The 25,901-nt window shown below is 69.8% G+C and carries 23 protein-coding genes; 5 read left to right on the forward strand and 18 right to left on the reverse strand.

All coding sequences use genetic code 11. The annotated features are described in order from the left end of the window. Positions 1-13: 13 nt before the first annotated feature. From V6M37_RS13115 to V6M37_RS13130, 4 genes are read right to left on the reverse strand one after another with little or no spacing between them, the layout of a single operon-like run. The gene (locus tag V6M37_RS13115) at positions 14-853 is read right to left on the reverse strand and encodes a formylmethanofuran dehydrogenase subunit C (RefSeq protein ID WP_332673971.1); all 840 of its coding nucleotides are present in this window, start codon (positions 851-853) and stop codon (positions 14-16) included. Continuing rightward, on the reverse strand, positions 850-1,866 hold the full coding sequence (gene fhcD / locus V6M37_RS13120; protein WP_332673974.1) for a formylmethanofuran--tetrahydromethanopterin N-formyltransferase: 1,017 nt from the start codon (positions 1,864-1,866) through the stop codon (positions 850-852). Before fhcD ends, V6M37_RS13115 begins: the two co-directional genes overlap by 4 nt. Further along, positions 1,863-3,539 (reverse strand): formylmethanofuran dehydrogenase subunit A, encoded by a 1,677-nt coding sequence (locus tag V6M37_RS13125; RefSeq protein ID WP_332673976.1) that lies wholly within the window; start codon positions 3,537-3,539, stop codon positions 1,863-1,865. The genes fhcD and V6M37_RS13125 overlap by 4 nt, the downstream gene beginning before the upstream one ends. Continuing rightward, positions 3,536-4,831, reverse strand: coding sequence for a formylmethanofuran dehydrogenase (locus tag V6M37_RS13130; RefSeq protein WP_332673978.1), 1,296 nt, complete (start codon positions 4,829-4,831; stop codon positions 3,536-3,538). Before V6M37_RS13130 ends, V6M37_RS13125 begins: the two co-directional genes overlap by 4 nt. A 662-nt stretch (positions 4,832-5,493) precedes the next feature. Between V6M37_RS13130 and V6M37_RS13135 the strand changes: the two genes are divergently transcribed. Continuing rightward, positions 5,494-7,356 (forward strand): serine/threonine protein kinase, encoded by a 1,863-nt coding sequence (locus tag V6M37_RS13135; protein ID WP_332673980.1) that lies wholly within the window; start codon positions 5,494-5,496, stop codon positions 7,354-7,356. A 366-nt stretch (positions 7,357-7,722) separates the two neighbouring features. Here V6M37_RS13135 and V6M37_RS13140 read toward each other — a convergent pair whose 3' ends face one another. Next, entirely contained in the window at positions 7,723-8,430 is a 708-nt protein-coding gene (locus V6M37_RS13140; RefSeq protein WP_332673981.1) for a HisA/HisF-related TIM barrel protein, read from the reverse strand. Here V6M37_RS13140 and V6M37_RS13145 point away from each other — a divergent pair. Genes V6M37_RS13145 through V6M37_RS13155 form a run of 3 tightly spaced genes read left to right on the forward strand, consistent with a single transcriptional unit; the run spans position 8,429 to position 11,134 of the window. Next, a complete protein-coding gene (locus V6M37_RS13145; protein WP_332673984.1) occupies positions 8,429-9,469 on the forward strand; it encodes an ATP-grasp domain-containing protein in 1,041 nt (346 codons plus the stop codon). The two genes, V6M37_RS13140 and V6M37_RS13145, sit on opposite strands and share 2 nt — an antisense overlap. Positions 9,470-9,491: 22 nt before the next feature. Next, a complete protein-coding gene (locus tag V6M37_RS13150; RefSeq protein WP_332673986.1) occupies positions 9,492-10,541 on the forward strand; it encodes a hydantoinase/oxoprolinase family protein in 1,050 nt (349 codons plus the stop codon). Then, the gene (locus tag V6M37_RS13155; protein ID WP_332673987.1) at positions 10,532-11,134 is read left to right on the forward strand and encodes an amino acid kinase family protein; all 603 of its coding nucleotides are present in this window, start codon (positions 10,532-10,534) and stop codon (positions 11,132-11,134) included. The genes V6M37_RS13150 and V6M37_RS13155 overlap by 10 nt, the downstream gene beginning before the upstream one ends. Positions 11,135-11,140: 6 nt before the next feature. Here the strand turns inward: V6M37_RS13155 and V6M37_RS13160 are convergent, their stop codons facing one another. Genes V6M37_RS13160 through V6M37_RS13180 form a run of 5 tightly spaced genes read right to left on the reverse strand, consistent with a single transcriptional unit; the run spans position 11,141 to position 16,669 of the window. Next, complete coding sequence (locus tag V6M37_RS13160) at positions 11,141-11,866, reverse strand: (5-formylfuran-3-yl)methyl phosphate synthase (RefSeq protein WP_332673989.1); 726 nt, start codon at positions 11,864-11,866, stop codon at positions 11,141-11,143. Beyond that, the gene (locus V6M37_RS13165; RefSeq protein ID WP_332673991.1) at positions 11,863-12,501 is read right to left on the reverse strand and encodes a DUF447 domain-containing protein; all 639 of its coding nucleotides are present in this window, start codon (positions 12,499-12,501) and stop codon (positions 11,863-11,865) included. Before V6M37_RS13165 ends, V6M37_RS13160 begins: the two co-directional genes overlap by 4 nt. Then, positions 12,480-13,922, reverse strand: a complete 1,443-nt coding sequence (locus tag V6M37_RS13170) for a DUF6513 domain-containing protein (RefSeq protein ID WP_332673992.1) — start codon at positions 13,920-13,922, stop codon at positions 12,480-12,482. The genes V6M37_RS13165 and V6M37_RS13170 overlap by 22 nt, the downstream gene beginning before the upstream one ends. Position 13,923: 1 nt before the next feature. Continuing rightward, positions 13,924-14,769 carry a flavoprotein gene (locus tag V6M37_RS13175; RefSeq protein ID WP_332673993.1) on the reverse strand — a complete coding sequence of 282 codons (846 nt, stop codon included), beginning with the start codon at positions 14,767-14,769 and terminating at the stop codon, positions 13,924-13,926. After that, entirely contained in the window at positions 14,672-16,669 is a 1,998-nt protein-coding gene (locus tag V6M37_RS13180) for a sigma-54-dependent Fis family transcriptional regulator (RefSeq protein WP_332673994.1), read from the reverse strand. Before V6M37_RS13180 ends, V6M37_RS13175 begins: the two co-directional genes overlap by 98 nt. A 123-nt stretch (positions 16,670-16,792) precedes the next feature. On the opposite strand from V6M37_RS13180, the gene V6M37_RS13185 reads away from it, so the two are divergent. Next, positions 16,793-17,509, forward strand: a complete 717-nt coding sequence (locus V6M37_RS13185) for a dihydroneopterin aldolase (protein WP_332673995.1) — start codon at positions 16,793-16,795, stop codon at positions 17,507-17,509. Positions 17,510-17,749: 240 nt separating this feature from the next. Here V6M37_RS13185 and fae read toward each other — a convergent pair whose 3' ends face one another. The 8 genes from fae to V6M37_RS13225 all read right to left on the reverse strand — a co-directional run bounded on the left by fae (position 17,750) and on the right by V6M37_RS13225 (position 25,848). After that, positions 17,750-18,262, reverse strand: a complete 513-nt coding sequence (fae, locus tag V6M37_RS13190; protein WP_332673996.1) for a formaldehyde-activating enzyme — start codon at positions 18,260-18,262, stop codon at positions 17,750-17,752. A gap of 22 nt (positions 18,263-18,284) precedes the next feature. Then, the gene (locus V6M37_RS13195) at positions 18,285-19,325 is read right to left on the reverse strand and encodes a triphosphoribosyl-dephospho-CoA synthase (protein WP_332673997.1); all 1,041 of its coding nucleotides are present in this window, start codon (positions 19,323-19,325) and stop codon (positions 18,285-18,287) included. 4 nt (positions 19,326-19,329) lie between these two features. Continuing rightward, positions 19,330-20,298, reverse strand: a complete 969-nt coding sequence (locus tag V6M37_RS13200; protein WP_332673998.1) for an ATP-grasp domain-containing protein — start codon at positions 20,296-20,298, stop codon at positions 19,330-19,332. Continuing rightward, positions 20,295-21,314 (reverse strand): methenyltetrahydromethanopterin cyclohydrolase, encoded by a 1,020-nt coding sequence (gene mch, locus V6M37_RS13205; RefSeq protein ID WP_332673999.1) that lies wholly within the window; start codon positions 21,312-21,314, stop codon positions 20,295-20,297. Before mch ends, V6M37_RS13200 begins: the two co-directional genes overlap by 4 nt. Next, positions 21,265-22,563 (reverse strand): ATP-grasp domain-containing protein, encoded by a 1,299-nt coding sequence (locus tag V6M37_RS13210; protein WP_332674000.1) that lies wholly within the window; start codon positions 22,561-22,563, stop codon positions 21,265-21,267. The genes mch and V6M37_RS13210 overlap by 50 nt, the downstream gene beginning before the upstream one ends. 25 nt (positions 22,564-22,588) lie before the next feature. After that, complete coding sequence (locus V6M37_RS13215; RefSeq protein WP_332674002.1) at positions 22,589-23,494, reverse strand: NAD(P)-dependent methylenetetrahydromethanopterin dehydrogenase; 906 nt, start codon at positions 23,492-23,494, stop codon at positions 22,589-22,591. 48 nt (positions 23,495-23,542) lie between these two features. Beyond that, positions 23,543-24,595, reverse strand: coding sequence for a beta-ribofuranosylaminobenzene 5'-phosphate synthase family protein (locus V6M37_RS13220; RefSeq protein ID WP_332674003.1), 1,053 nt, complete (start codon positions 24,593-24,595; stop codon positions 23,543-23,545). Positions 24,596-25,296: 701 nt separating this feature from the next. Continuing rightward, complete coding sequence (locus V6M37_RS13225; protein ID WP_332674004.1) at positions 25,297-25,848, reverse strand: glycine zipper 2TM domain-containing protein; 552 nt, start codon at positions 25,846-25,848, stop codon at positions 25,297-25,299. Positions 25,849-25,901: the final 53 nt, after the last annotated feature.

Raw genomic sequence — 25,901 nt, forward strand, 5'->3', positions numbered from 1 at the left:
GGCAGTCGGAAAATCAGCCAGGCAGCAGCCATTCCCCCTTGCCGTCCGCGGCCAGGTCGCCGACGAGTCGGCGCGGGCGGCTGACCGCGAGCCCGGCGAACGGCCCGCCGTGCTTCGCGAGGCTGCGCACGAGCAGCACCCAAATCACGCCGATGTCGTGCGGCGTTGCCACGAAACTCCGCGGCGGCTCCGGCTGCGCACCGGCGAAGACCAGCGTTCCGCGGCGCATGCCATAGCCGCAATGCGCGCCGACTTCGCCGGCGACGGCGATCGTGCCGGCGACCATCCGCGACGCGAGGAAATCGCCTGTGGCGCCGAACACCAGCGCGGTGCCGCGGCGCATACGGTCGCCAAAGCGTGCGCCGGCGTCGCCGCGGACGATCAAAAGCCCGCCGCGCATGCCGTCCATGTCGCCGGGCAGCGCGCTCGCGGCGTAGTCGCCGACGTTGCCCCCGACTTCCAGCTTGCCGCCGGCCATCTCGCACGCGGCAAGCATGCCGGCGCCGCCGGCGACAACGATCTCGCCATCCCGCATGCCGGCGCCGACGTAGTCGCCGGCGTCGCCCTCGACCCGGATGCGCCCGCCGTCGAGGTCCCGGCCAATGCCGTCGCAGCGCGACACATCGCCCTCGAAAACGAGTGTCGCGTCGTCGCCGGGAATCGGTTCGACGTCGAACCATTCACCTAGCGGCACGGCCTCGTTGCCGTGCCACAGCGGCCGTCGCGCGAGTTCGACGGCGCTCTGGCCGGCGACCGCGAGCGGCGTCAGCCCGGCGAGTTCGAGGCGCAGCGTCGGCTGCGTGCGCAACCGCAGCCGGAACGAGGCGGCACCTGAGTTGTTGTGCGTCGTCATACGCCCTCCCCGCGGAGCAGCTTGTGCAGAGGGTAGAGAAACGGGCCGAGCTTGCCGCCGTAATTGCCGGCGGAAATGCGCCGCACGCCGGCCGCCGCGCCGCGCGCGAGGATCGCCTCCATGCCGACCCGCATCGCTGCGGCGACGTCGTCGGCGGCCAGCCCGTCGATGACGACTTCCATCACGCAGCCGATGTCGGCGGTCAGTTCGGTCTTCTTCGCCAGCGGCGCGAGCGACGGGCAAAACGCATCGTTGGTCGACGCGGGCAGCGACGCATATTTGCTGCCGATCTTCGAGCCCGAGCGCACGACCCCGCCGGGAAACGGCATGATCACCCCGCGCAGTTCGCACATCGCCGCGACCGCCGCTTCGGCGGCGCCGAGCGCGGCTTCGGTGTCGCGCGCGAGGATCAGCAGGTTGCCGCCCCCGACCGCCTTCACGACCGGCGTCGTCTCCTCGGCGACGAACTCGCCGTCCATCACCGGCACGCGCCAATAGCGGGCGCCATCGATCATCTTGGAGATCTGCCCGCCGTCGCCGAAGAAGCGCAGGTTCTTGCCGAGCGCGAGCCGCTCTGCGCCGCCGTCGTCGAGCCCGGCGTAGATCGCGGTCGTCGGGCAGGTCAGCACGCACTGCCCGACGCGTCGCTCGAGCTGTTTCGCGAGCTCCTTGCCCGACATCGAAAACAGCAGCACGGCGACGCCTGGACGGCCATCGGGCGTCTCGTCCGCCGGGACCGCCCGCTCGATACCGGCCTCGCAGCCGCACGCGATCACGGACGTCGCGAAACCGGTCATCGCCACCGCCGCATGACGCGCCCAGGTCGCGTTGTGGGCCGTGATCAAGACGCGCGTCGCTTTCATCGGGAAGGCTTCGGCGAACGTGTCGTCGACGACGACGCCGTTTCTTTCGAATACCGATGCGGTCGGCGCGGATCCCGCACCGCCCCCGCCGGCCTCCACCAGCGGCGCCTTCAGTCGCGCCGCGATCGCGCGGCGTGGGTTGCCGTTCATTTCGACCCTCCCCGGCCATGAAGTCGGCACGGCAGCAGCCGGCCGCCGTTGGCGCACGAGCACAGTTCGTCGCGTCCGATCTCCGCGTGGCGCCAGCTCGTCGACAGGTGCTCGGCGCTGTAGCGCGCCAGCTCGCGCTCGATGCCGCGGTCGAACTCCGGCTCGAGGAAGTGCGTGCCGCCGACCGGCGTCGCCTCGATCCGCCCGCCCCGGGCGACCAGTTCACCGTCCTTGAACACGTACTCCGGCGCGGCGAACATCGTTTCGCGATCGGCGTCGTCCCGATAGACGGCGATGTCCGCCGCCGCGCCGAGACCGAGCTGCCCGCGATCGACGAGGCCGAGGAGCCGCGCCGGCGCGGCGCGCGTCATGATCGCGATCTCGTACAACGACAGCTCGCGCCGGATCTCCCGCAACTCCGCGGTCGCCGCGACGTCCGGGTGCAGCTTCGCGAGCTGCTCGTCGCGGAACGACTTGTCCATCAGCAGGCGGATCAGGTGCGGGTAGCTCGTGAACGGGCCGCCGTTCGGGTGGTCGGTCGTCAGCACGACGCGCCACGGGTCGTCCATCAGCAGGAAGAGTTCGAGGCCGATCGCCCACTGCAGCGCGTTCACGTAGCTCTGCTCGCGGTAGCGGAACGGCACGACGCCGCAGCCTGCGTCGCATTCGATGTCCGCGCCGATCCACTTGCGCGGGCTGCCGAGGTCGGCGTTCGCGTGCTGCCGCATCGTGTCGCCCGACGCGGTCACCGTCTGGCCGAAGATGATCTGGCCGACGTCGATGCTGACGTTCGGATGCGCCTTCACCGTCTCGGCGAGCCGCCGTGCCGCCGACGAAAACTTGCGCGCGCCTTCGTTGCCGTAGCTGTGGAACTGCACGTGGGTGAGATGCCCGGGCAGCCCGTCGAGCGCCGCGATCGTCGCGAGCGTCGACTCGATGTTGCCCGGGACGCCGAGGTTGCTTGCGTGGATATGCAGCGGCTGCGGCACGCCGAGCTCGTGCACCGCGCGGGCGAGCACCTGCACGACCTCGCGCGGCGTCACGCGCCAGTGCGCGTGATCCTCGTCGACGTCGAGCTTGCGCTGGTTGAACTTGAATGCCGAGATGCCACCCGGATTGACGACCTTCACGCCCATCGCGCGCGTTGCCTTGATCGTCCAGCCGACGTAATCGCGGATGCGCTCGAAGTCCTGCCGCTCGGCGAGCATCCGCAGGAACAGCTCGTCGTTGCCGAGCATCACGTACGCGCCATGGTCGAGGATTGGCGTGTCGCCCATCTCCATGTGCGCGTGGCGCGCGTTCGACACGGCCATCGCCGGCTCGAACGCCGCGGTATAGCCCATCTCGGCGTAGCGGTAACCGGTCGCGAGCGTACCCGGCGTGCAGCAACCGCTCGAGGCGAGCTCGAGCGGATTCTCCGGCGCCCGATTCGCGCGATGGTCTTCGGGCAGCAACATGCGCGCGAGGTTCACCTTGCCGCCGCCGATGTGCGAATGCATGTCGATACCACCTGCCATCACAACCATGCCCGAGACATCGTAGTCGCGATCCACGCGCTCCTCGGGATGCAGCGCGACGATGCGCCCGTCGCGCATGCCGACGTCGCGGATCTCGCCGTCGATGCCGTTGGCCGGGTCGTAGACGCGGCCGCCGCGCAGTCGAATCGTGCTCATCGCGCGACTCCTTGTTCGGGTTTGCGGCGCGCGGCGAGCGCGCGAGCGAGGTCGGCGGCGACCTGTGCGACCGTCGGCAGCGTGTCCGCGTAAATCGGCGTCAGTGGCACGACGATGCCGCCGTCGGCGCGGAAGAGGTGGCCCGGCGAGCCGATGCCCGGCGTCGACACCGGAATGAACACCGTGTCCATGCGATCGCCGAGCGCGCCCTGCAGGTCGGGATGGCCGAGGACGACCAGCGGCAGGTCGCTCTCGGGCGGCACGAGCTCGGGCCCGAAGCTCGACACCCACAGCAGCGCATCGACGGCGCGATCGGCGACGAGACGCTCAGCCGCGTAGCGCTGCGGCTCGTGCGCCAGCCCGCGGGCATGGACGCCGGTCCGCAATGGCAAGCCCGACAGCCAAGTCGTGACCTGGTTCGCCGTATAGCCGCCGTTGCCCCCGCCGAGGCAGAACGCAGCCGCGCGCGTCGTGCGGTTCAGCGCATTGACGATGCGCTGAATCGTCTCGGCGACGAGCGAACCATGCTCCGGCAAGCTGCCGGACTCCCACACGATCACCGTGTAGCGCGCCGCCTGCATCCCCGCGACGAGGGCGTCCAGCGCCGGATCGGACACCGCGGTGCCGCGGCCCGCAATGCGCGCGGCCAGCAGCGCCGCGGTGTCGAAGATGTCGCCGACGAGCGGGATCTCCTCGATCGTGCAGCCGCCGAGCCCCGGGGTGGCACGGTCAACCGCCGCGCCGACAAGGACCACTTGTCGCGCGGGGGCGCCGGGCGCGGCGGCGGTCCGCCGAAAAAATTCCGGGTAATGATCGACCGCGTTCGTCCCAAGGCAGACGACGAGGTCGGCGCGGTTGCGGATCTCGGCGAGCGTCGTGTAGAACACCCCGCGATCCTGAAGCGCCCGCGTCGAATGCATCAGCGCGTCGCCGTTCGCGTGGTCGAGGATCGCACCGCTCGCATCAGCGAGACGGTATAGCGCGCGCATCCCCGCGACATCGGTCGCGAGACCGCCGAAGAGCGGCTGGCGGCTCGCGGCGAGGATCGCGGCGGCGGCTGCGATCGCGCGGGACGGGTCCGCTGGTCGCCCGTCACGTCGCGGCACCGCCGACGCCGATGACGCGGCGAAGTGCGAGAGCGCGGCCGCCGCGCGCGGACAGTCGCTGTCTACGAGCGTCGGACGCGCTGCCGGGGCGATGTGAAGACTGTCGCACGACAGCGGGCAGAACGGACAGGTCCAGGGCTGGCCCGTCGGCGCGGTCGGGGAGTCGGTAGCAGAGATGGCAGTCATGGCCGTCACAACGCAAGCCGTATGCCACCGGGCAGCGACGCGTCATCCGCCCGCGCGCCGCGCCCTTCTCGTCGCCCGCCTCAACAGTGTGTGAGGGCCGCGCAGCGCAGCGTCGGGACACAGTGTCACGCCGTCGAGCCGCGCGCAGTCCTCGGCGGGCGCGAAGCGGGGCAGCGGCGAGTCGTCGGCGCACGACGGCAGACGACCGAGACAATGGCGATCGCCGACCCGGCCATAGCGCGAAGATTCGTTCGCCGGCTTACCGCAATTTCCTCGATCCGCTCTATGCGTTTAACATACCTGGCACCACTGGCCACGCGGCCCCCTTGATCTTTCCGGGCAGGCGTCGCCGGCTCCCGTGTCGCTACATGCCCTCCAGTTATTTGGTGGGTGCACGAGCTTTCGGGTACGGACCGAATTTGTGAAAAAGAATAAGAAACCCCCGCCGATCTCACGTAAGCCGCGTACCCTTGTTGCACCGCGTCAAGCACGCTTGGCCTCCCGCCGACGGATAGATTCGCGGCGACAACGCTCAATCCGACGTCTGCGCGGTTCGCCTCGGATGACCCAGTCTCGCCGGTTGCCCCATGAACAGAGCCGCTACTTCCCGATTCCGCCCTTCCAGTGGTCCCCGCGCCGCTGCGGAGCCGACGCACCACCGGATGGGACCGAGCCGCGACGCCTTGTCGCCCGGTACCCGGTTTGCCGAGTACGAGATTCTGTCCGTGTTGGGCGAGGGGCGATCGGGCATCGTCTATCTGGCGATGGACCACGGCCTGGAGCGCCAGGTCGCGATCAAGGAGTACCTGCCCGCGGCCCTGGCGTCCCGGGGCGAGGGAATCGAGGTGACGCTGCGTTCCGAGGGGCATGCGGCCACCTTCGCGCGGGGCCTCGAGTCCTTCGTCAGCGAGGCTCGCCTGCTCGCGCGATTCGACCACCCGGCCTTGGTGCGGGTGTATCGCTTCTGGGAGGCGAACGGCACCGCCTACATGGCGATGCCCTACTACGAGGGGGTCACGGTCGAGGTTGCGTGCCGCGCCATGACTCACCCGCCGGACGAAGCCTGGCTGCGCGACCTGCTGTTGCCGCTGCTCGACGCGCTCGACGTTCTGCATGGGGCCTCCTGCCATCACCGGAACATCTCGCCGCAGAACATCCTGCTGCAAGCTTATGGCCGCGCGGTGCTGCTGGATTCGGGTGCCGCGCGCCACATCGTCGGCGATCGGACCGAGGGGGCCACCGTCATCCTCAACCCCGGCTTTGCGCCGATCGAGCAGTACGCCGAATCGACACAGCTGCGGCAGGGGCCATGGACCGATCTCTACGCGCTCGCCGCGGTCGCCTACTACTGCGTCAGTGGCGAGTCCCCGATGGCCTCCACGGTACGCGCGGTGGACGACCAGATGGAGCCCCTGTTCCAGGTGGTGGACCGAATCGGCCGCAGCTTTCCGGAACTGAACTACAGCGTCGCCTTCGTCTCGGCGATCGAACGCGCCCTCAACGTCAGACCCCAGGAGCGGCCCCAGAGCGTGGCCGAATTCCGGCGTGCCCTGCTCGGCGGCCGGAGCTCCGGCAAATCCCTCGGCGTGCCGCCCGCCATCGAGAAAGCGAAGCGGCGCACCGCGTCGCCCCCGCTCACGTCCTCCGGGGAGGAGACCGCGCCGTTCGTGGTTTCCCCGAATCCCACGAAGGCCGAATGCATCGAGGCCCGGAAGCGTCAGGAGACCGCGCCCGCGGAAACCGCACCGAAATTGCAGACGCCGTCGGCGCGGGAACCGCAGTCCCGAGTCGTGTCGCCTGCTGGACAAACTCCGCGCTTGGCCCGCGACGACACCGATGACGACGCGTGGCTGTCGGCGCTGGAGGCCGCCCTAAGCCCCGATCCGGCCGAGTTCGGCGAATTGTCGCAATCGGGAGTCGACACGAATCCCGAGGACTTCGCCCGATCCCCGCAGTTGCGGGGCGAAGCGAAAGCGGGCGGCCGGCGCCGCGCCTTGTTCGTGGTTGTCGCAGTGGCGGTGCTCGTCGTCCTGGGGGCGGGCGGCTGGATGTTGTGGTCGGACTACCGCGACGCGAAGGGGCCACTGCCCTCCCTCGCACTCGCCCCGGAACCGGATGGACGGCCCGCCCCCGTCCTCACTCCCCCGGCGACCGTCCCGTCGGAACGGCCGGCGCAAGCTCCTGAATCGGGGCCGCCCGGCGCGGCGGCAGAACGATTGTTGCCGTCGCCCGGCACCGCCGCGCGGGAAGCGGCGCCGGCCGAACCCGCTTCGGCGGAAGCGCCGACCGTCGCGGACGCACCGGTCCCCGCATCGCCGCCGGAGTCTCCCGTCGTCGCCGACGAAGCACCGCCTCCGGAGAAGGTCGTCGAGAAGGCGTCGAACGATCCGCGGGTGCTGTGCGGGCCGCGCACCCAGTTCTCCCTCTACCGCTGCATGAAGGACGCGTGCGACCGGGCGAAGTACTACGACCACCCCGAATGCAAGTACCTGCGTGTGACGGACACGGTGAGGGCATCGCCGTAAGGATCGCGGCGTTCCGCAGCACTGAAGCAAGGGCCGCAATCGCGGCCCTTTTTGCGTTCGTCGATTCACGTGCCATGGGGCGGCTATTGGGCGGCGGCGGCCCGGAAGACACGGGATTGTGCCGCGTCACGGAGGCGGTACGCGCGGGCCGGCGCGGGAAAGCGTCACGGTGTCGCCCGAAACGTGGCGGCGCGGTGACAGACTGCCCCGTTACAGAGTGCTCTCGATTGCGCACAGTCGGTGCCGAAGCGACTGCGCCGGAGCGTCGGCGCACGTCCAGGCGCCGACGCTGCGCCTGGCATGGATCGTGTATTGAATCGGGCGAAAGGACGGCGCAGATGTCGGGCGTGCGGCGCAGCGAAACGGTCAGCGAGACGATGCCTGCGGGATGAGCCGCCGGTCGTGGAGCGCCGAGGCCACGAGCCACGCGTCGGCGCCGGCGGCCGCAGCGGCCGCGAGATCTGCCTCGTCCCGGATGCCGCCGGCACCGATCAGTGAAGCCCGCGGCGCGCGGCGGCGGATCGCCGCGAACGTCTCGAGGTCGGGGCCGGCGAAGGCGCCGACACGTTCGAGGGTCATGACGATCACGCGGTCAGGCCACAACGCGTCGGAAGCCCAGCACGCGGCGGGATCGAGGAGTTGGTCGCCGCGCCGGTCGAGCGAGAGGATCGCGCGTTGCGGGTCGATGAAGCAGGCGCGCGCCGCATCGGCGCTGGCGAGGGATTCGCTGCCGAACACCGGCGTGACGCGCTGCGCCGCGGTGCCGAGGCTTCGTGCGAGCGCGGCGAATTCGCGGGCGCCACGAAAACCGCCGTCGAGCCAGATCGTCGTCTGCGGCAGCGCCGACAGCAGCGCGGCGAGGACGCCGGTCTGCAGCGCGCCGCCGTTCAGCGCGTCGAGGTCGGCGATGTAGAGGGTTTCGGAGGCGGTGAGGTCGAGCAGCGCGCGCGCCACGACGAGCGGTTCGCTGCCGTCGCACAGTTCGGAACGCACCGGCCGGTAGGCGCTGCGATCGCCCCGGACCGCGCGCACGACCTGGCCGGCAAGAAGGTCCATGACGGGAATGACTTGCATGAGCGCGAAGAAAAAAGTGTTGGTGTACGAATGTATCAGCGGCGGCGGGCTTGCGGCGACGTGCGCCTCCGCGCCGCCGGACTCGGGCCTGCTCGCACAGGGCGTGGCGATGCGCGACGCGCTGCTCGCGGACCTTCAGCAACTCGACGACGTCATCGTGTCCTGCGTCGCGACACGGCACGCGCCGCTTCCGGCGAGCCTCCCACGTGTCCGCGCGGTCCTCGCCGATGCCGAAGGCCGCCCGCTTCCGGCGGCGGATTTCCTCGCTCGCGAGGCGCGCCGCCACGACCGCGTCTGGGTCGTCGCCCCCGAGGGCGATGGACTGCTTGGCGCCCTCGCTCTCGCCGTCGCCCCCGGACGCTGGGTCGGCTGCACACTGCCGGCGATCCGCCTCGCCGCATCCAAGACCGCGACCCGCGAGCGCCTTGCGGCGCATGGAATCCGCGTCCCGCACGCTTGGTCGCCGGGCCGACCCGAGCCCGGGTCCGCCGGACAGTGGGTGGTCAAGCCCGACGACGGGGCCGGCGGCGAACGTATCCGGCTGCACGCCGACTTCGCGCCTGCCCGCAACGATCTGCTCGCACGTCGCGCGCAGGGCCTCGCGAGTACCGCCGAAGTGTGGATCGACGGCGTTCCGCTGAGCCTTTCGCTGCGGTGCTCGGAGCGCCGGGCCGAGCTGTTGAGCATCAACCGGCAACACATCGCGATTAGTGCGGACGGCGCTCTCGCCTACCACGGGGTCGACGTCGCCGTCATGCCGCTGCATAGCGCGGCAGGGCAAACGCTCGCCGCGCTCGCGCAGCGCATCGCAGTAGCGATTCCGGGGCTCGCCGGGTACGTCGGAGTCGATCTGGTCTGGCGCCCTGCCGCCGCCGACGTTCCCGGCGATCTTGCCGGCGACAGCGAGGCGACCGTCATCGAAGTGAATCCTCGCCTGACGTGCGCGTACGTCGGGCTGTCCGCCGCGCTCGGTCGCAATCTCGCGGCCGAAATCCTGCGCGCGCATCAACCGGAGCCTATCGGCCTTGTCGAGTATTGAGTCACGGCAACCTCGCACTCCGGTGCTGGGATGGGACGTCGGCGGGGCCCACGTGAAGGCCAGCCTGACGCTCGGCGGCCGCGTCCGTGACGTGGCGCAATGGCCGGCGCCGCTGTGGCAGGGGCTCGCGCATCTCGACGCGGCGATCGACGCCGCACGCGTGCGTTGGCCGAACCTCGACGGCGCGCTTCATGGCGTCACGATGACCGCCGAGATGACCGACCTGTTTCCGGACCGAGAGGCCGGAGTTGCCGCGCTGGTCGAGCGGATCGGCACGCGCCTCGGCCCGGCGACGCGTTTCTTTACCGGGCCGGCGGGCTGGCTGACGGAGGCCGAAGCGCCCAGCCGCTGGCGCGACATCGCATCCGCCAACTGGCTCGCGACCGCGCATCAGATCACGGCCCGGCATCCCGACGCGCTGCTCGCCGACATCGGCAGCACCACGACCGACCTCATCACGATCCGCGACGGCGAGCCGCGGCCCCGCGGCCGCAGCGACGCCGACCGCCTCGCGAGCGGGGAGCTCGTCTACCTGGGCGTCGCGCGCACGCCGCTCTGTGCGCTGGCGCCGCAGATCGCCTTCGGCTCGCGGCGCGTCAACGTGATGAACGAGTTCTTCGCGACCACCGCCGACGTGTTCCGCCTCACCGGCGAGCTCGACGCCGAGCACGACCAGCATCCGGCAGCCGACGGGGGCGACAAGGATGCCGCCGCCTCCTGTCGCCGCCTCGCGCGGATGATCGGAATGGACGCCCGGGATGCCGAACTCGCCGAGTGGACTGGTTTTGCCGGGCACTGGCGCGAAGCGCTGCTCGCCGAAATCGCCGCGCACCTCACCCGCGTCGCCCGCGAGGCCGACCTGCCCACGGCCGCTCCTGTCGTCGGCGCCGGTTGCGGCCTGTTCCTCGCCCGCGAGCTCGCCGCGCGCACCGGGCGCCCGTTCGTCCCTTTCCACCGCGTGGCCGGCTTCGACGCGACCACGGCGGGCGAGGCCGCCCGATGGTCCGATACGTGCGCGCCAAGCGTCGCTGTCGCGCTGCTCCTCGACCGCTGGAGCTCGCGATGTGGGTAGTCAAGATCGGGGGCAGCCTCGCGAAGGACCGCCTGCTGGCCGACTGGCTCCGGCAGCTCAACGACCTCGGTGGCGGGCGCGTGGTCATTGTCCCGGGGGGCGGCGGCTACACCGACGAAGCACGGCGCGCGCAGCAGGTGTGGCAGTTCGACGACGTCGCCGCGCACAACATGGCTGTCCTCGGCATGGGCCAGTTCGCGTTCATGCTCCACGGGCTTTGCCCCGATCTGGTTCTCGCCGCCGACGAGCACGAACTCGAGCGCGCGGTGCGCAGCGGGCGGGTCGGACTGTGGATGCCGCTCCAACTGCTGCGCCGCGAGGCCGACGAGCTGACGACCTGGGACGTCACGTCCGACAGCCTGGCGCTGTGGCTCGCGAACCGCCTCAATGCGGAGCGCGCGATCCTCGTGAAATCCTGCCCGGTCCCGCTGACGACCCCGAGCGACGCCGAGTGGGGCGCCCTCGCCGCCGACGGCATCGTCGACCGCCGCTTCCCGACGCTGGCCGCGGCCGCACCCTACCCGATCCACCTGCTCGAACGCACGGAAGTCGCGCGGCTGCGGGAACTGCTGATCGGCGAAACGGTGGTGTGATCTCGCCTAAGACGGTTCAATGAGCATCGGCTCGCGGCCGCCGATCGGGGTCGCGGCTCGCAATGCGTCGCGCAACCGCGCGAGCCTCCCGGGGGCGAGCTTCGCCTCCCGTGTGCCTTCGCACAGCGCGCCGCGAAAACCGGCGAAGTCCGGTACGAGGGCGGCGAGGTCGGGAAGGTGCTCCTCGCGCAGCGCACCGGAAAGCCCGACGAGCTTGCCGGCGCGATGCGCGAGCGCGACGAAGCGCGCGAGATCGGCGACCGCGACACAGTCGAACAGGCTGCCGGCGCGCTTGTCTTCCGTATCGGCCATCAGTGCCGGAAACGGCAGCCTGCAGGCCTGCTCGACCACGTCGAAGTCGAGCCCCCGGTCCGCGATGAACACCGGGACGACCGCCGGCGCCGCCGCGGCGAGTCGCTCGAGGAGCGCGTGCTGCGCTTGCGCGTTCCCGCCGGCGACGCCGACCTTGACGTAGTCGACGCCGCAGTTGCCGACGGCGGCGACCAATGCATCGATCCGCGCCAGCTCCTCCGCGGGGTGGTCTCCGATCGTCGCGCTGATGGGCACATCGGGCCGGATATGTCTCAGCGCGGCGACGACCTCCCGGACGCGCGCGTGCGGCAGACCACCGAGCGCGCCGGCACGAGGCTCCTTAAGGTCGATGAAGTCCGCGCCGCCGACGGCGGCGACGGCTTCGGCTACGTCACGTACGCTGGCGAGGAGCCGGATCATGCGAGCACCCCTGCCACGCCCGCCGCGGCGCTTGTTACCGCTGCTGTCGCGGAAAGGCTCGGGGTCCCGGCCGCCCCGCACGCGGGGGCGCGGAACCGGGCAACGGCGGCGCGCAGCCAACTCCATGCTTCGCGCTCCGACGGCCCTGCGGTCTTGTCGATGGCGATCTGCAGGTAGGCCATCTCTTCATCGATCTTTTCGGCCGGGAGCAGCCGCAGGCGGCTGATCAACACCGCCCCTTCGATGACGGCCGCCTGCGCACGATTGAAACCCTGGAACGGCGCATGGCTGCGCTCCCAGACGCGCGCGAGGTGCAGCACCGGCCGCTGGGGATCGTCGTCGCAGCGCAACAGCCGCAGTTCCACGTGCGCGAGCGCGACGGCAAGCCGCCGGCCGAGGATGCGCTCGGCCGGAAGCGTCGGCCAGTCGCGGCGGCCGGTGACGCAGCCGGCGAAGACGCGCACGTTGGTCGTCAGGTTGAGCACCGCGTGGCCGCTTGCGAGAATGTTGTTGAGCGTCGCCGAAGGCCGGAACGGCATCAGCACGACCTCGTCACCCGCGTAGCGCGCGCCCATCGGCGCGAAGTGCACGCGCCCGTCCGCGTCGAGGGTCGTCACCAGGGTTTCGTAGACCATGAAGCCTCCGTCACGTGTTCGGGCGGGTTCGCCGCCGACGACGCGGTGCGCCGAGTCGTCCCGGGCGCGCACTGCCGCAGGCGGTCGTCCGCCGGGCGGGCGATCGCGCAGCCCCAGTCGAGCGACTGGTCCTGGCTGTAGCGCTTGCCGAGCGACCACGCGATTTCCGCGCGAGCGAGCTCGACGCCGAGATAGAACGCGTGCCCGCCATCGGCCTCGACGCCGAGACGCGGATAAAGCGCGAACGGGTCGGTATCCACGTAGTGCCCGTCGCGGTTGTAGATGTGCAGCCCGCGCTCGGAGACCTGAACCCTGAAGCTCGGATCGCGCACGCTCCGGGCGGTCTCCGCGATCTCTTCCGGCGAATCGGGAAACGGGTACTTGCCGTGCACCGTCATCAGTGCCTCGGTCATGCCCTTCGGCAACGAGCTCGTCTCGCGCGCCTGGTACATCACGCGCCGCGCGACGTCGGCTTCACGCACGGCCCGCCGCGCGTGGGTGCTCACCTGCGTCGTCAGCACGGCCCCCGCGCGCAACTCGGCAGCGATGCCGAAGAGCACGGCGTTGATGCCGCTGGTATCGGCCTCGGTCAGTTCGGTGACGTTGCCGACGCCCATCATGATCGCGATGTCCGGGAAGCGCTCGCGCAGGCGCTGGTAGCGGCACAGCGACGCGAGCAGGCCGAACGGGATCGGGTCGAGGATCGCGTCGGCGAGAAAGCGCCGCCCGCGGCGCTCCATCGCCTCGACCGCCGCATACAGTGACGCCTCGTCGGCCGGCTCGCGCGGAATCAGCACCGGCGTCCCCGCGACCTCGTCGGCGATCCATAGCGTGTCGAGCGTCAGACTGAGGAGGTAGTCGGCGCCCGCGCGACCGCCGCGCAGCAGCTCGTCGGTGTCCTGCGAGTCGACGCTGACACGAAAGCCGGCCGCCTTCAGCGCGCCGACCGCGTCCGCGAGGTGGGGGAACGGGGTCGCCGGCAGGCAACCGAGGTCGATGACGTTCGCGCCGTCGGCGGCGAGACTCGCGGCGCGGTCGAGGATCGCGGAAAGCCCCAGGCGCGGCGCGTCGACGATCTCGGCGAAGATCTCGATGTCGTAGTCGTCGAGCCGGCTCGCGTCGACGGTGCGATTGAAATGACGCGGAATGTCCTTGAGTTCGTCCGGTCCGCGCTCCACCGGTACACCGTAATGCGCGGACAACGCCGCCAGATCGCCGCGGCAGCGCCCCGGGACCAGGATCCGGTTGGCGTTGGGGGCAGTCGCGATGCGGCGGCGGATCATGTCAGCCGTCATCAGCCCCGCCACCTGCAGACCGATCTCCCGCACCTCCCACGTGAACGGCGGCGACGCCATGCCGGCGAGCACCCGTTCGAGGTTGGGCTGCGCAAGCCGTCCCGTCAGGAAGACAATGTGCTCCATTTCAGGGCTCCCGCCGGTCCGCCGCGAGGGAAGCCTGAGCCACCTCGGGGGAGTGAGGCAGGGGCTCCGCGGCGCAACCCGCCGTGCCTGCCGGACGGGCCGGCGGTGCAAAGTCGTCTCTCCCCGAATGAAGCGAGCGTGGCGGATGGTTCATTTCAGTCAGCTGCGCAAGACGCGCGTTGAGGGCTTGCTCCAGGGTTGCAAGGGATTCCACGACGGTGCAGTGATCAATCGACCGGAGCCGGGCGACGTTGTCGAGGTCGATGTTCCGCGGCCGCAGCTCGACCCATTCGCGCGGGCTCTTCGTGATGACGACCGGTTCGCTGTCGCACGCAAACACGATTCCGGGAATCGCCAGCTTGCCGGCCTGCGCAAACATGTTCGTCGGCAAGGTGTCGGAGATGCCGAACGCGCATTTGGCCACCGTGTTGCTCGTCGCCGGCGCGACGACGACCGTGTGGTACACGTCGTCGTAGAGCATGCCGACCGGCACGGAACTCGCGCCCTTGTCGCGGAAGACACGGAAGCGTTCCTTGAGCACGTCCACCGGGTAGCCGTAAAGCGGCAGCACCTCCTCGGCGGCAGCGGAGAGGAAGAAATCCACCTGCGGCAAGCGGAATGCGAGCTCCAGCGTTTCCGCGAGGAAGTGGCCGGAGCCGGTGACCGTCCACGCGAAGCGGCTGCGGCGGGACGAGTCGCCCGCGGTGCCGCCCGTCGCGCGGACCCCGGTTTCCGCGTCGGCTTCACGATCAGCCGGCGGCCGACTCGCTGTGGGAAAGGGGGATGCGGAGGCGGTGCAGCCGGCGGTAAAGGGTGTTGCGGCTGATGTCGAGTGCTTTGGCGACATTGCTTACGTTCCAGCGTTGGTCTTCGAGCAGGCCGAGCAATACCGCGCGCTCGCTTGCCTGAACCGGGTTTAGCGGTCGCAACGCGACATCGGGCGCCGCGGATGCGGGGACGTAGGGGGGAAGGCGCGCTGGCGGCACCGCTCCGACGTCGACCTCGGCCCGCTCCGCGGCCCGCTGGCGCAGGGTCGCGGGCAGAGCGGCGAGCGTCAGGCGCTCTGCGCCGGCTAGCACGACGGCGGTGCGCAGCACGTGGCGCAACTGACGGAGGTTGCCCGGCCACGAGTAGCTCATCAGCAAAGCCTCGGCGTCCGGGTCGATATCCATCCGGCTGCCGCCCGCCTCCTCTTCGAGCAGCCGGTAGAGCAGTTCCCGCTTATCGCGGCGCTCTCGCAGCGGCGGCAGCGATACGTCGAGGCCGGAGAGGCGATAGTAGAGATCCTCGCGAAACATCCCGTCGGCGACGAGTTTCGGCAGATCGCGGTGGCTTGCGCTGACGAGCTGAAAGTCAACGGCGATGATCTCCTCCGACCCGAGCGGCGAGACCTGCCGCTCGTCGAGGACGCGCAGCAGCCGGGCCTGCAGCGCGAGCGGCATGTCCCCGATCTCGTCAAGAAACAGCGTGCCGCGATCTGCCTGCAGGATCTTGCCGCGCCGGCCGCTGCGCTGGGCGCCGGTGAAGGCGCCGGCCCGATAACCGAAGAGTTCGCTCTCGATCAGGCTTTCCGGCAGCGATGCACAATTCACGGCGACGAAGGCGCCCGCCGCATAAGGGCTGCCCTTGTGAAGAGCGTGCGCGAAAACCTCCTTGCCCGCGCCCGTCTCGCCGTGCAGCAGCACCGGGATCCGCTTCGCGATGACGCGGGTCGCGAGTTGCAGCTGGGACAGGATGCGGTCGTCGCCGAACTGCTGTGCCCCGCCGTCGTCGATGACGCGAGCCGGCGCCGGCGCCGACTTCGCGGGGCGCTCCACCGTCGCTGCGTTGAGCCTGGCCGGCTGCTGCGCAACGGCGAAGAACCGGTTCGAGCGACCGGCGCAGAAAATCGGCACCGGGTGGAACGAGCTGCGCGCGCTGCGGTTGAGGATCTCCGGGAGCGTCGTCTGGAACAGCTCGTCGAGCTGCTTACCGCAGATCTCGGGTACTGAGCTGAAGCCCAGCTGGAATAATGCGCTGCGGTTTGCGGCGCGAATGCCGCCGTCGTCGCCGACGACGAGCTTGCCTTCGTGGAGCGTGTACACGAACTCCGGCCGGCTGTGAAAATGAATCGGGCAGGCATCCTGGAAGCGCCGATCGAGCAGCCGGTTCTCGATCATCTGCGCGGTCATGCCGAGCAGCACCAGCGAATGTTGCTGCATCAACGGCGAACGGCTGGTGACATCGAGCACCGCGACGAGGGCGCCCTCCGGATCGAAAATCGGTACCGCGGAACAGGTCAGCGACGTATAGGTCCCGTAAAAATGATCCTGCTGGCGGACGGCGACCGGCTCGCGCACGACGAGGCAGGTGCCCATGCCGTTGGTGCCGACCGCCGCCTCGGTCCAGATCGCGCCCGGGCAGAAGCCGAGCTGGCCCATTTCCCGCGAGAAATCGGGAGCCGCCACCATGTGCAGGATCACGCCGTCGGTGTCGACCAGCACCACCGCGCACTCGCGGTCGCCGAGCTGCTGGTACAACGTCGTCATCTCGAGCTTTGCGCATTCGATCACGTCGGCGGCGCGGGCGCGGTGTTCTTCGAGCCGGTGTTCGCCCAGCACGTCCGGCCGGGCGGGCTTGGCCGGATCGAGGCGATAGTCCCTCACGCAGCGCGCCCACGAACTCGTCACGAGATCGGTGGTGTCTCCCCGCCCGCGACCATCCACGACGTCGTACACCCGCTGCGCGTGCCCCTTGGGTTCAAGCATCGTCGAGACCGTCACAGCTCCTCCTTTCTTGGGGCGTTTCGCTGACTGCTCGCGCAAGGCGTCTACGCGCCCATCGACTTGCCGCGAGCCGCCGGCCTCCGGATGTCACCCCGAAAGGCGTACGTGCTGCCCGAGCGCAGCGACGTGATCCGGCGAACCTTCGGAACCGACTATATGTCGCCCACCGAAGCGCGGGCCATGCCTCCGGGGGAGTATTCCCTCGCCCTACCCCTACCTCCTGGCCTGTTTCTCGCTCTTGATTTTCGGGGACGTCGATTCGGTCGAATCGAACAATGTTCCGACAACCCGACGCAGGAGCTCGCCACCTTGAACGCACCTCACCCAATGCAGCGGCTGCCCGCCTGCCCCGCCCCCTCGACGGCGACCGACGCCCAGCCCGCGATGGACATCATCTTCATCGACGGATTTCGCGGCAGCACGATCATCGGCATCTGCGAAGACGAGCTTCACGCGCCGCAACCGGTTCGCATCGACCTCGCCGCCGGGCTGCAACGCAGCGCGGCGTGCAGCACGGACCGCATCGGCGACACGATCGACTACGGGGAAGTGCGTGCGGCGCTGCGCGAAATGCTCCGGACCCACCGCTTCCAGCTTCTCGAAGCGTTCGCCGAGGCGATCGCCGACCTTCTGCTGACCCGCTTCGGCGCTCACTGGCTGCGCGTGTCCGTGACCAAGCCGGCCAAGTTCGACGACGTCGAGGGCGTCGGCGTGATCATCGAACGACGGCGCCCCGAGCCGCCGCAACCCGCAGCGAAGCCGGCGGAAGTGCTCCATCTCCTCGCCACCGGTCTGATCCCGCAGGGACGTCGGGACTATTAATCCGGCAACCGAAGATTCCCTTTGCCCCGCGCCGGTCGAAGCACGCTCGCGCCAACGGTGCTCCGACAGGCTTGGCGCGAACGATGTTTGGTCGCCGGGTGAATAACGCGGAAGACGCAAAAAAAAGACGGCGGAATTTTTCGGCTTCGACTGGAAGATCCCGGTGCCGCCGGCGTTCGCGCGGTCGGGAACTTTCTAGACGGCTTCGGGGGGCTCGCGCCCCCTAGCCCGTGCCACGCCTCACGCGTGGGCCGCGAAGGGGTGCTCCACGATGCCCTTGCGCGCGACGACCTCTTCGGCACTCGGCTGACCCGTCACCGCGCGCCGGATCGCCTCGCGAGTTGCCCGATAGTTGTAGTCCTGGATTTTCCCGTCATCCTCGGCGAGCCAGTGGATGAACACACCGACGCAGATGAACAGGTTGTCGGCCTCGCCGACCGGGATCGTGCCGTCCTCGACGCTGTCGGCGACGGCCATCGCAACTCCGCGCTGCGCCGGACCGAACATCTGCACTGCCTGCTTCGCGCCCTTGATCGTGACCTTGTTGAACATCACCGTCGCCGGCTTCGTCAGCAGGTTTGGCGCGACGACCGCGAGCAGCGACGTGAAGCCGTCCTTGTTGTTCGTCAGTGCGTTGCTGAACGCGGTTTCCACCGGGCTCCCCCGTGGTCCGATGAGGAGGTCGATATGCGCGACCTCGTTCCCTTCTCCAACCAGCGACTCACCTACCATCATGCGATCGATCTTTGCCATTGCCGGCATCTCCTTTGCATTTTCACCTTGGCGTCCCGGAAGGAAGCGCCACCGCCGAACCGAACGTCGGTAACGAACCGAGGTCGAGCGGAGGAACACACGTTCCGTGCCAGGTGTTCGACGGCTCGCTGCCGATCAGCCGTGGCGACGCGAGCGCGGCCGCGAACAGGGTGCAGACGGTCAAGTCGGCGCTCGTGCCCGGATTGATTCCCCCGGCCTTGAGCGCCTCATCCCATTCGGCGAACGCTGCGTCCTCGCCGACGGAGGCATCCGCGCTCACGCGTGCGAGCCACGCCGACGCATCCCGCGTGACAGATTGCGCCGCCGCGAGCCCGACTTTTCGCACAATGTGTGAATCGGGCCAGCGCGCGAGAAAGCTCAGGAACACTCGCTGTACCACGGCACCGACAGGGCGCGGCGTGTCCCCGCCGTGCTGCAGCGCCGCGAATCCGCAGTCGAAGACGTCGCCGTAACCGCGGGCATATTGGCGGGCAATGCTGTCCCGCTCCGCAGCGAGCGTCATCGCAGCGCGGAGGTCGATCGTCGGCGCCTCGGCGACGTCCTGCGCCTCGGCACGGCCGAGCCCGCCGGGGTTCGCGAGCGCGATCCCGCGGTAGGCCGCGCGCGCGTCGTCGACGTCGAGAGCCGCGAGCACCGCGTTCATGGCCCCCCGCAGCGCTTTCCCGTCGATGAAAGCTTCGTCGTTCGCTGCGGCGCCGCCGTCGCGGGGGGCGTGCTCGTGGCGGAACGACGCGCGGTCGCGCAAGCGCTCGAGCGCCGCCGCGAGCGGCGCGCACAGCAGGACGATGCCGAGATTCGTGTTGCAGCCGACCTCGGTCCACGACGCCGCAACCGCCGCCTCGATCCGCTCGCCGACCGGGCGCCCGCGCTCGAAAAGCGGACCCGCCGCGGCACAGGCGCTCGCGATGAACGTGTCGGCCGACATGCCGTGTCCCGCCGACGCTCGGCTCACGTTGCCCGGCTTGCGTACCGCGACGTCGAGGCCGCAGGCCCACAGAAATGCGTGGCGACCCAGTGCCAGTCGCCGATCGATGGTATCCATCGGCTCACCCGGCGATTGCGAGTTCGGGAGCCGGCGCGAGTTCGAGCCCCAGGCTGCGCTCGAGCAGGTCGTCCACCATGGCCTGGGCGATGTCGAAATCGGTCACGCTCTGCAGACCGCGCCAAGCCGCGACGCCGTTGACTTCGAGGACCTGGGCGCCGAGCGGCGCGGCCCCGTCGGGCACGAGGTCGACGCCGGCGTAGTCCATCCCGAGCGCCGCGGCCGCCCCTTCGGCGAGGGTCGCGAGCGCCGGTGTGAGCGCTGCCGCACAGCAGCGCGCGCCCTGCGCGACGTTGCGCACCCAGTGCGCACTGACGCGCCGCATCGCCGCCCGCGCGCGTCCGCCGATCACGAGAACACGCCAGTCGAAACCGGGCGCGTCCAGTCCTTCCTGCTGCGGCACGAAGCGCTGCAGGTACGCGAGGCGACCGTAGCCGCAGAGGTCTGGCAGCGGCACCGGAACGCCGTCGACGAGGCCGACCCGCTGCAGCCCCTTGCCCTGCGAGCCGAACAACGGCTTGAGCACGAGGCCGCGTCCGGCGGCGGTCTCGGTCATCACGAGGCGCCGCGCCTCGACCTCCGACTCCAACGCCCACGCGGGCGGCGTCGCGACGCCCGCGCGATGCAGCAGGAAGCTCGTCATCGACTTGTCGACACTGCGCTCGATCGCGCGGGCGTCGTTGTATACCGGCACCCCCAGCTCGCGCAGCGCGTGCAGAATGCCGAGGCGCTTGGTCACCTGCTCCAGGCTGCCGCCCGCGATGCCGCGGACGATCGCGGCGGCCGGCAGCGCACGGCCGAAACCCGGAATCGCGAGGCCGGTCCCCGTCCGCGACGTATCGAAGCGGCAGGCCTCCAGATCTGCGCAACGGCCCTCGAAACCGCGCCGCGCGAGCGCCCGGCGCAGGCGATTCGTATGCCACCCGGTTTCGTCGGTGAGGATCGCGACGCGGCGGCTGTGGACTGCGCTCATGCCTCGTCCAGCCACAGGCGGCGCAGGAGCGCGATGTCAGTGCCGCCCGCATGCCACGTGCGACCGCTTTCGAGGCTGCTCACCCACACTTCGGCCGGCGCGAAAAGCGCGGGGTCGATGCGGTAGAAATCGTAGTCGTAATCGCGGAACACGTCGGCGAACGAGCGCCCGTAGTCGCGCGAGTTCGACGACGGCAAACGGCGGGCGAGGTCGCGCGCGGCGTCGTCGCCGCCGGCGACGGTGAGGTGGACCTGGCCGCCGTAGAGGATCGCGTCGTTCGTGCGCCCCATCGCGACGCCGCTGTCCGGACTCGGCGCCGGCAGCGGAGCGCGAGCGTTGCCGCCGACGATGTCCGCGAGCGGAAAGCCGAGTTCGTGCGCCTTGTGCAGCGCGACTTCGAGCACGCGCGCGACCACCTGGGCAGAGCCGGCGAGGCTGCTGGTCGGCGTCAGGATGAGCGTGAGCTGATCGGGGGCGAGTTCGCAGTCGCGCAGGACCTTGTCCACGACGACCGGCGGCGGCATGCGGTCGACCTCCAGCACCAGCACGCCGGCCGGCGCGCGGTCGCGGTAGCGCAGCTCGTCGAACAAGGCCTCGCGCGCGGCCAGCGCGCGGGCCGGACCCGAGCCGAGCGAAAAGAACTTCTTTCCGCCCCCCTCTTCCTTGCTCGCGGACAGGCTCCAGCCGGCGTACTGGCTCGCGAGGCACGCGAGGATCGGCTGCGCGCTCGCGACTTCGAGCCAGGTCGGCCAGCCGCCATCGGCTGCGCCCGTCCCACCCGTCGTCGCGAGCCGCACCTGGCCGAGACCGCCCATGCAGATCTCCCCGATCGCGACACCGGCGGCGGCGCTGCCGCGCACCGCGATGCCGGCGTCGACGACGGTCACGCCGTTTTCGAGGCGCTCGACGCCGATCCGCAGTTCGGTCGCCGCCGCGATCAGCCCCTCGACCAGCGGCGCCGCGCGTTCATTGACACTCAAGCTGGTGGGCACGAAGCCCTTCGCTGCTTCCTTCATCGGCTTGCTCCAGTAAGGATGGCATGAGTCGCCGGCGCCGCGCGAGCCGCGCCTGCACGCCGCCGACAGTCGTGTCCGCTGCCGACACGGTGCACACCGGATCGCCGGGCTCGAAACGCGTCCCCGCTGCCGGCAGGTCGTGACACCAGTCGAGCCGCGCGAGTGCAGCGGACGCTGCGTCGGCGAGGATGCAGGGGCGACGCGCGAATACCACTTCGAAGCCGCGGTGGAGCGCCTGCGCGCCAGCCGTCGCAGCGCACGGGTCCGTCGCCCGTGCCGCGCCCGTCATTGCGATCCTTGCCGGCGTCTTCGACGTCCAACCGCTGCTCGACACGTCTCGCACGTCCGGCAGTTCGCCTTCGAGGCACGCGACGACATGCGCGCGCAACAACCCGCCCCGGAGCGCGTCGCGGTACAGGGCAATGCTTGCCGGCGGCCGCGGATTGAGTTCGAGTACCGACGGGTGGTCGCCGTCGAGGAGAAAGTCGAGTCCGTTCACGCCGCGCACGCCGAAGTCCGCCGCGAGCGCATCGACCCAGTCTTCGAGCTTGCGTCTCACGTCCGACGCCACCGGCACCGGACCGACGCAGCCGCGAAAGACATAAGGCCGGTCGCGGAGCTTCCGCACGATTTGCCGATTGACGCCGATCAGCCGGCCACGCCGCCCGTCGGCAACGAATAGCGCCGACATCGGTATGCCGGGCGTGATGCGCTGGTAATGAACCCCCGCTCCCTGCGGGCAATTCGGCCCCGCACTGGCGGTCAGGTCGAAGCGCTCCGGCAGCGCCGATCTCACTTCCCGGCCTCCGCTGCTCGCGAAGTCCTTGCGCAGCCAACCGAGCGGCGACGGCGGGCAGTCGCGACGCGTTTCCGGATGGGGAATCCGCAGCTTGGCAAGACGGCCGAAGAACTCGGCGGGACTGCGCACGCGGGCGACGACGTCGGGCGGATTGCCGATCAGCGGCAGAATCTGCGCCCCGGCAGCGAGCAGTTCCGGATTCGCCTCGAAGCCGCTGCCCGCGATCCATCCCGCGGCGCCACAGGCGCGCAGTCGGTGCAAGGCGGTCAGCAGCGCGTCGCCGTCGATCGACAGCGTCGCCGCGGCGCCGAGCGGCAACCATGCCTGCGCGGCGCGGCGGGTGTCCACGTCGCCGAAGAGATCGAGCGCAACCGTTCGATAGCCGCCGTCACGCACGGCCTCAGCGAGTATCCGCACCGACAGCGCGGCGACGGCGATCGGCGCGAGCATGCTCATCCCCTCCGTCGGCCTGCCGTCACCCCTTTTCCGCGACCACCTCGCGCGCGACCGCGAAAGCCTCACGAAAACCGAAATAGCAGGGCTTGTCGGCGTTGCGCATCGCGGTCAGCAACCGATGCTCCACCTGGTATTTGACGTTGCCGACCGCCAACGCGCCGATGCCGACGCCGCGCCCTTCGGGCAGCGGCTTGCCGTCGTCCATCACCCCGACCCCGGCAATCCCTTCGGGCGGCACCGCATTGACGTCCGCGGCGACCAACAGCCGCGCGGCGCCTGCCCTTTCCTCGGCGCCGACCACCTGAACGCCCGCGGCCGCGGTCGCCAGCACCACGTCGGCCTCTGCGAGCGCCGCGGCCAGCGCGGCAGGCATGCTCGCGTCCACCCCGACCAAACTGCAGTCGAAGCGCGCGCCGGTCGCCCGCGCGGCTTCCTCGGCCCGCACCAGGCTGGCGTGATGGGCGAGTGCGACTCGCGCCCCGACCCCGGCCGCGAGCACCCCCGCGATGCGACCGACGGTGCCGGCGCCGCCGAGGATCAGCACCCGCTTGCCGTCGAAGCCGGTATCGTGCGCACGCCGCAGCTGCTGCTCGACGCAGGCGACGAGCGCTGCGGCGGTCGTGTAGGAGCCGCTCGGATCGGCCAGCACAGACACTTCGAACGGCGGCACCATCGCGGCACGCGCAGTGTCGAGCATGTCGGCCGCGAGCAGCACGTCGCGCCCGCCGATGAAGATGCCCGTGGCCTTCACCCCTTTCGGCCCGCGCGAAAAGATCGCGTCCTGCGTCAGGCCGCGGATCTCGTCCGCAGTCACGCCGCAATACGGGGTCACGACGTCGTAGCCGGCATCGACCGCCATGTTGATGTCGAACGGGCTCATCTGGCGGCTGGGGGTGAACATATGGAGGATGTGGCGGCGTTCCATGGTCGTGTCCGTCGGCTAAAGGAAATCGATGAAATCGAGAATGTGCGGTCAGCAGCGCAGGGCTGCGCCTTGGCTGTTTTTCCGGGCCGAATGGTGCTCGAGCAGCGCGCCGCGATTTCGGCCGGCGACGACGACGACGCGCAGCGCAGGGTCCATCGCACCCGCAGCGCGGGCGGCGGCTATGACCTCGGCGGCCCGCTCGGCCGACGGCAGCACCGCGAAACCGGTCGGCCCCCAGGAGCTCTGCCCGATGCCCGCGCAATATCGCGGACGGATCCACTCGAGAAATCGCCCTACGCTCGCGCTGGTGTACATCGACCCGCCCTGCGCCGGCGCAAAGTAGTCGCCGATCATCCGCTGCACCGTCGATATGCCGTCCGCAAAGGGCTCGAACATGCCCTCCATGACGCCGGGGAGCAGCCGCATCACCACCTGGTGGCAGAGCTCGGCGGCAAGTTCGCGCGGAAATGGCGCGAGTCGGTCCATCGCGGCCCTTTCCTGGCTGCCGTGGAGGCCGTCGAGGCGATCGTCAAGCACCACCAGTACCCGCCAGCGCGGCGGAAATACGGCCTGAGCGAGCAACGGCGCAACCGTGCCGGCGGCGCCGGGGCCGCCGTCGAGCAGCAGGCCGCCGCGGTCGAAGCCGGCAATCCCGACGCCGGAACGTTCCCCGCGCCCGAGCAGCGCCGCGACACGGCGGGTTTCGAGTTCGAGGCCGTGACACGCGGCAAACGCGCGCCCGACGGCCAGGGCGAGCTGCGTGCCCGATCCCAAACCCGCGTGTACCGGCGGCGCGCGGTGCAGCATCACATGCAGCGGCGATCGCAGGCCGGTTTCGCGCTTCAACAAATCGACATGGCGGGCGAGGCGTTCGCGCGTCGCGTCGCCGCACGATTGAGGCACCTCCACAACGTCATAAGCGGCGCGGGCGACCGAAAGATGCGTGCTCATGCCGTCGATCACGAGGCCGAGGCTCGCGAACCGGCGGCCGAGCGACGCGCTCGGATCGAGGAAGCCGAGGTGCAGCCGCGCCGGGGCCTCGACAAACACCGGCGCAGCAGCCGCAGGACGCATCGTGGCGGTAATGGGTGCAAACGTCATGGCTCGATCCGAATTGAGGTTCGGCTAAAGGACGCCCGGATATGGCGCACTCGTTTGCAGAGTCAACAGCAAGCTTCGGTCCACGGCTGGGGAGGCCACGCACGACAGCCTCGGCGGTACAGCCCGGCCCCGCATCAGGACACTGTGTCACGACGCTGTCACGCCCGGACACGTGGATCCGGTCCACGGTGTCGGCAACAGAGCGGGCTCCGCGTCCCCACGAACGTCCGCCGGCTCGGGGTCGACCGCGGCTTCCACCGGCGACCATCACCGAGTCATGAATCGATTCCCTGGATTCGGCTTGCTATGTGAGGTGGCCTCGCGCGGGCCTTCGGGCGAACTGCCGCACACGCCCGCAGAGTGCGGGCCAAAGCCGTCGGGCTCGGTCTGTGGAAGTCTGCACCGGCGGGGGTGAGCGTGCGGTGGTCAACCGGCGACTGGCGCGCGAGCGTCAGCACGAGGGGGTAGCGCCCCACCTCCTTGCCGGTGGCACACCATTACCCTCCTCGTCGGCGTCCGACCCGCCGGGTCCTGCCGAATGGTTTCGGCGACCCGCAAGCGAGAATCGATGTCCCGCCGGTCGAAGGCAGGAGGTCATGTTGAAGCTCGCCGATCATGACGGGCTGCCGAGAGAACTCGGGCGCCCATCCGCGGACACGATCGGGGGGAGCTTGAAACCGGTGCCGCGCGGCACCGCCACACTATTGCCCAGCCGCGCTCTGCCCGGCGGTGAGGACTAATTGGCCGTCTTGAACGGGAATCCGAGGGCCAGGCTCGTGATCCATGCGCACATGTCCGACTTGTTCCCCAAGTCGATATTCGACGTCATAGCCCACGACCTTTGCGCTGGTGTCGGTCACCGTCTTGCACTTGGTTTCCGTCGTGGTGTAGGTATCGCTGGCCTGCATGTTCTCTTGCACCCTGTTGCCCGCATATCCGCCGGCGACCGCCCCGGCAACGGTGGCGATCTTCTTGCCGCTACCGTCGCCAATCTGATTGCCGAGCAGGCCGCCTGCCAAGGCGCCGATCACCGTTCCGGCGACCTGATGTTGATCCTTGACCGGCTTGTGGCGACTGACGGCGACCTCCTCGCAGACTTCTCGCGGAGTGCGGATTGTTTCCTTGAGCGGCTCCACGGCCAGCACTTCGGCATACTTCGGCTCGAAGTCCACGAGACTGTAGGTGGCGACGGCGCCCCCTGCAGTCACGCCCAACGCGCCGAGCCCGAGCCCCAACATCATCGATTTATTCATACGCTTCTCATCAATCCAAACGAATTCCCGGCGACAGCGTCGCGGCGAGCGAT

Source organism: Aromatoleum sp. (assembly GCF_036675785.1).
Lineage (GTDB): Bacteria > Pseudomonadota > Gammaproteobacteria > Burkholderiales > Rhodocyclaceae > Aromatoleum.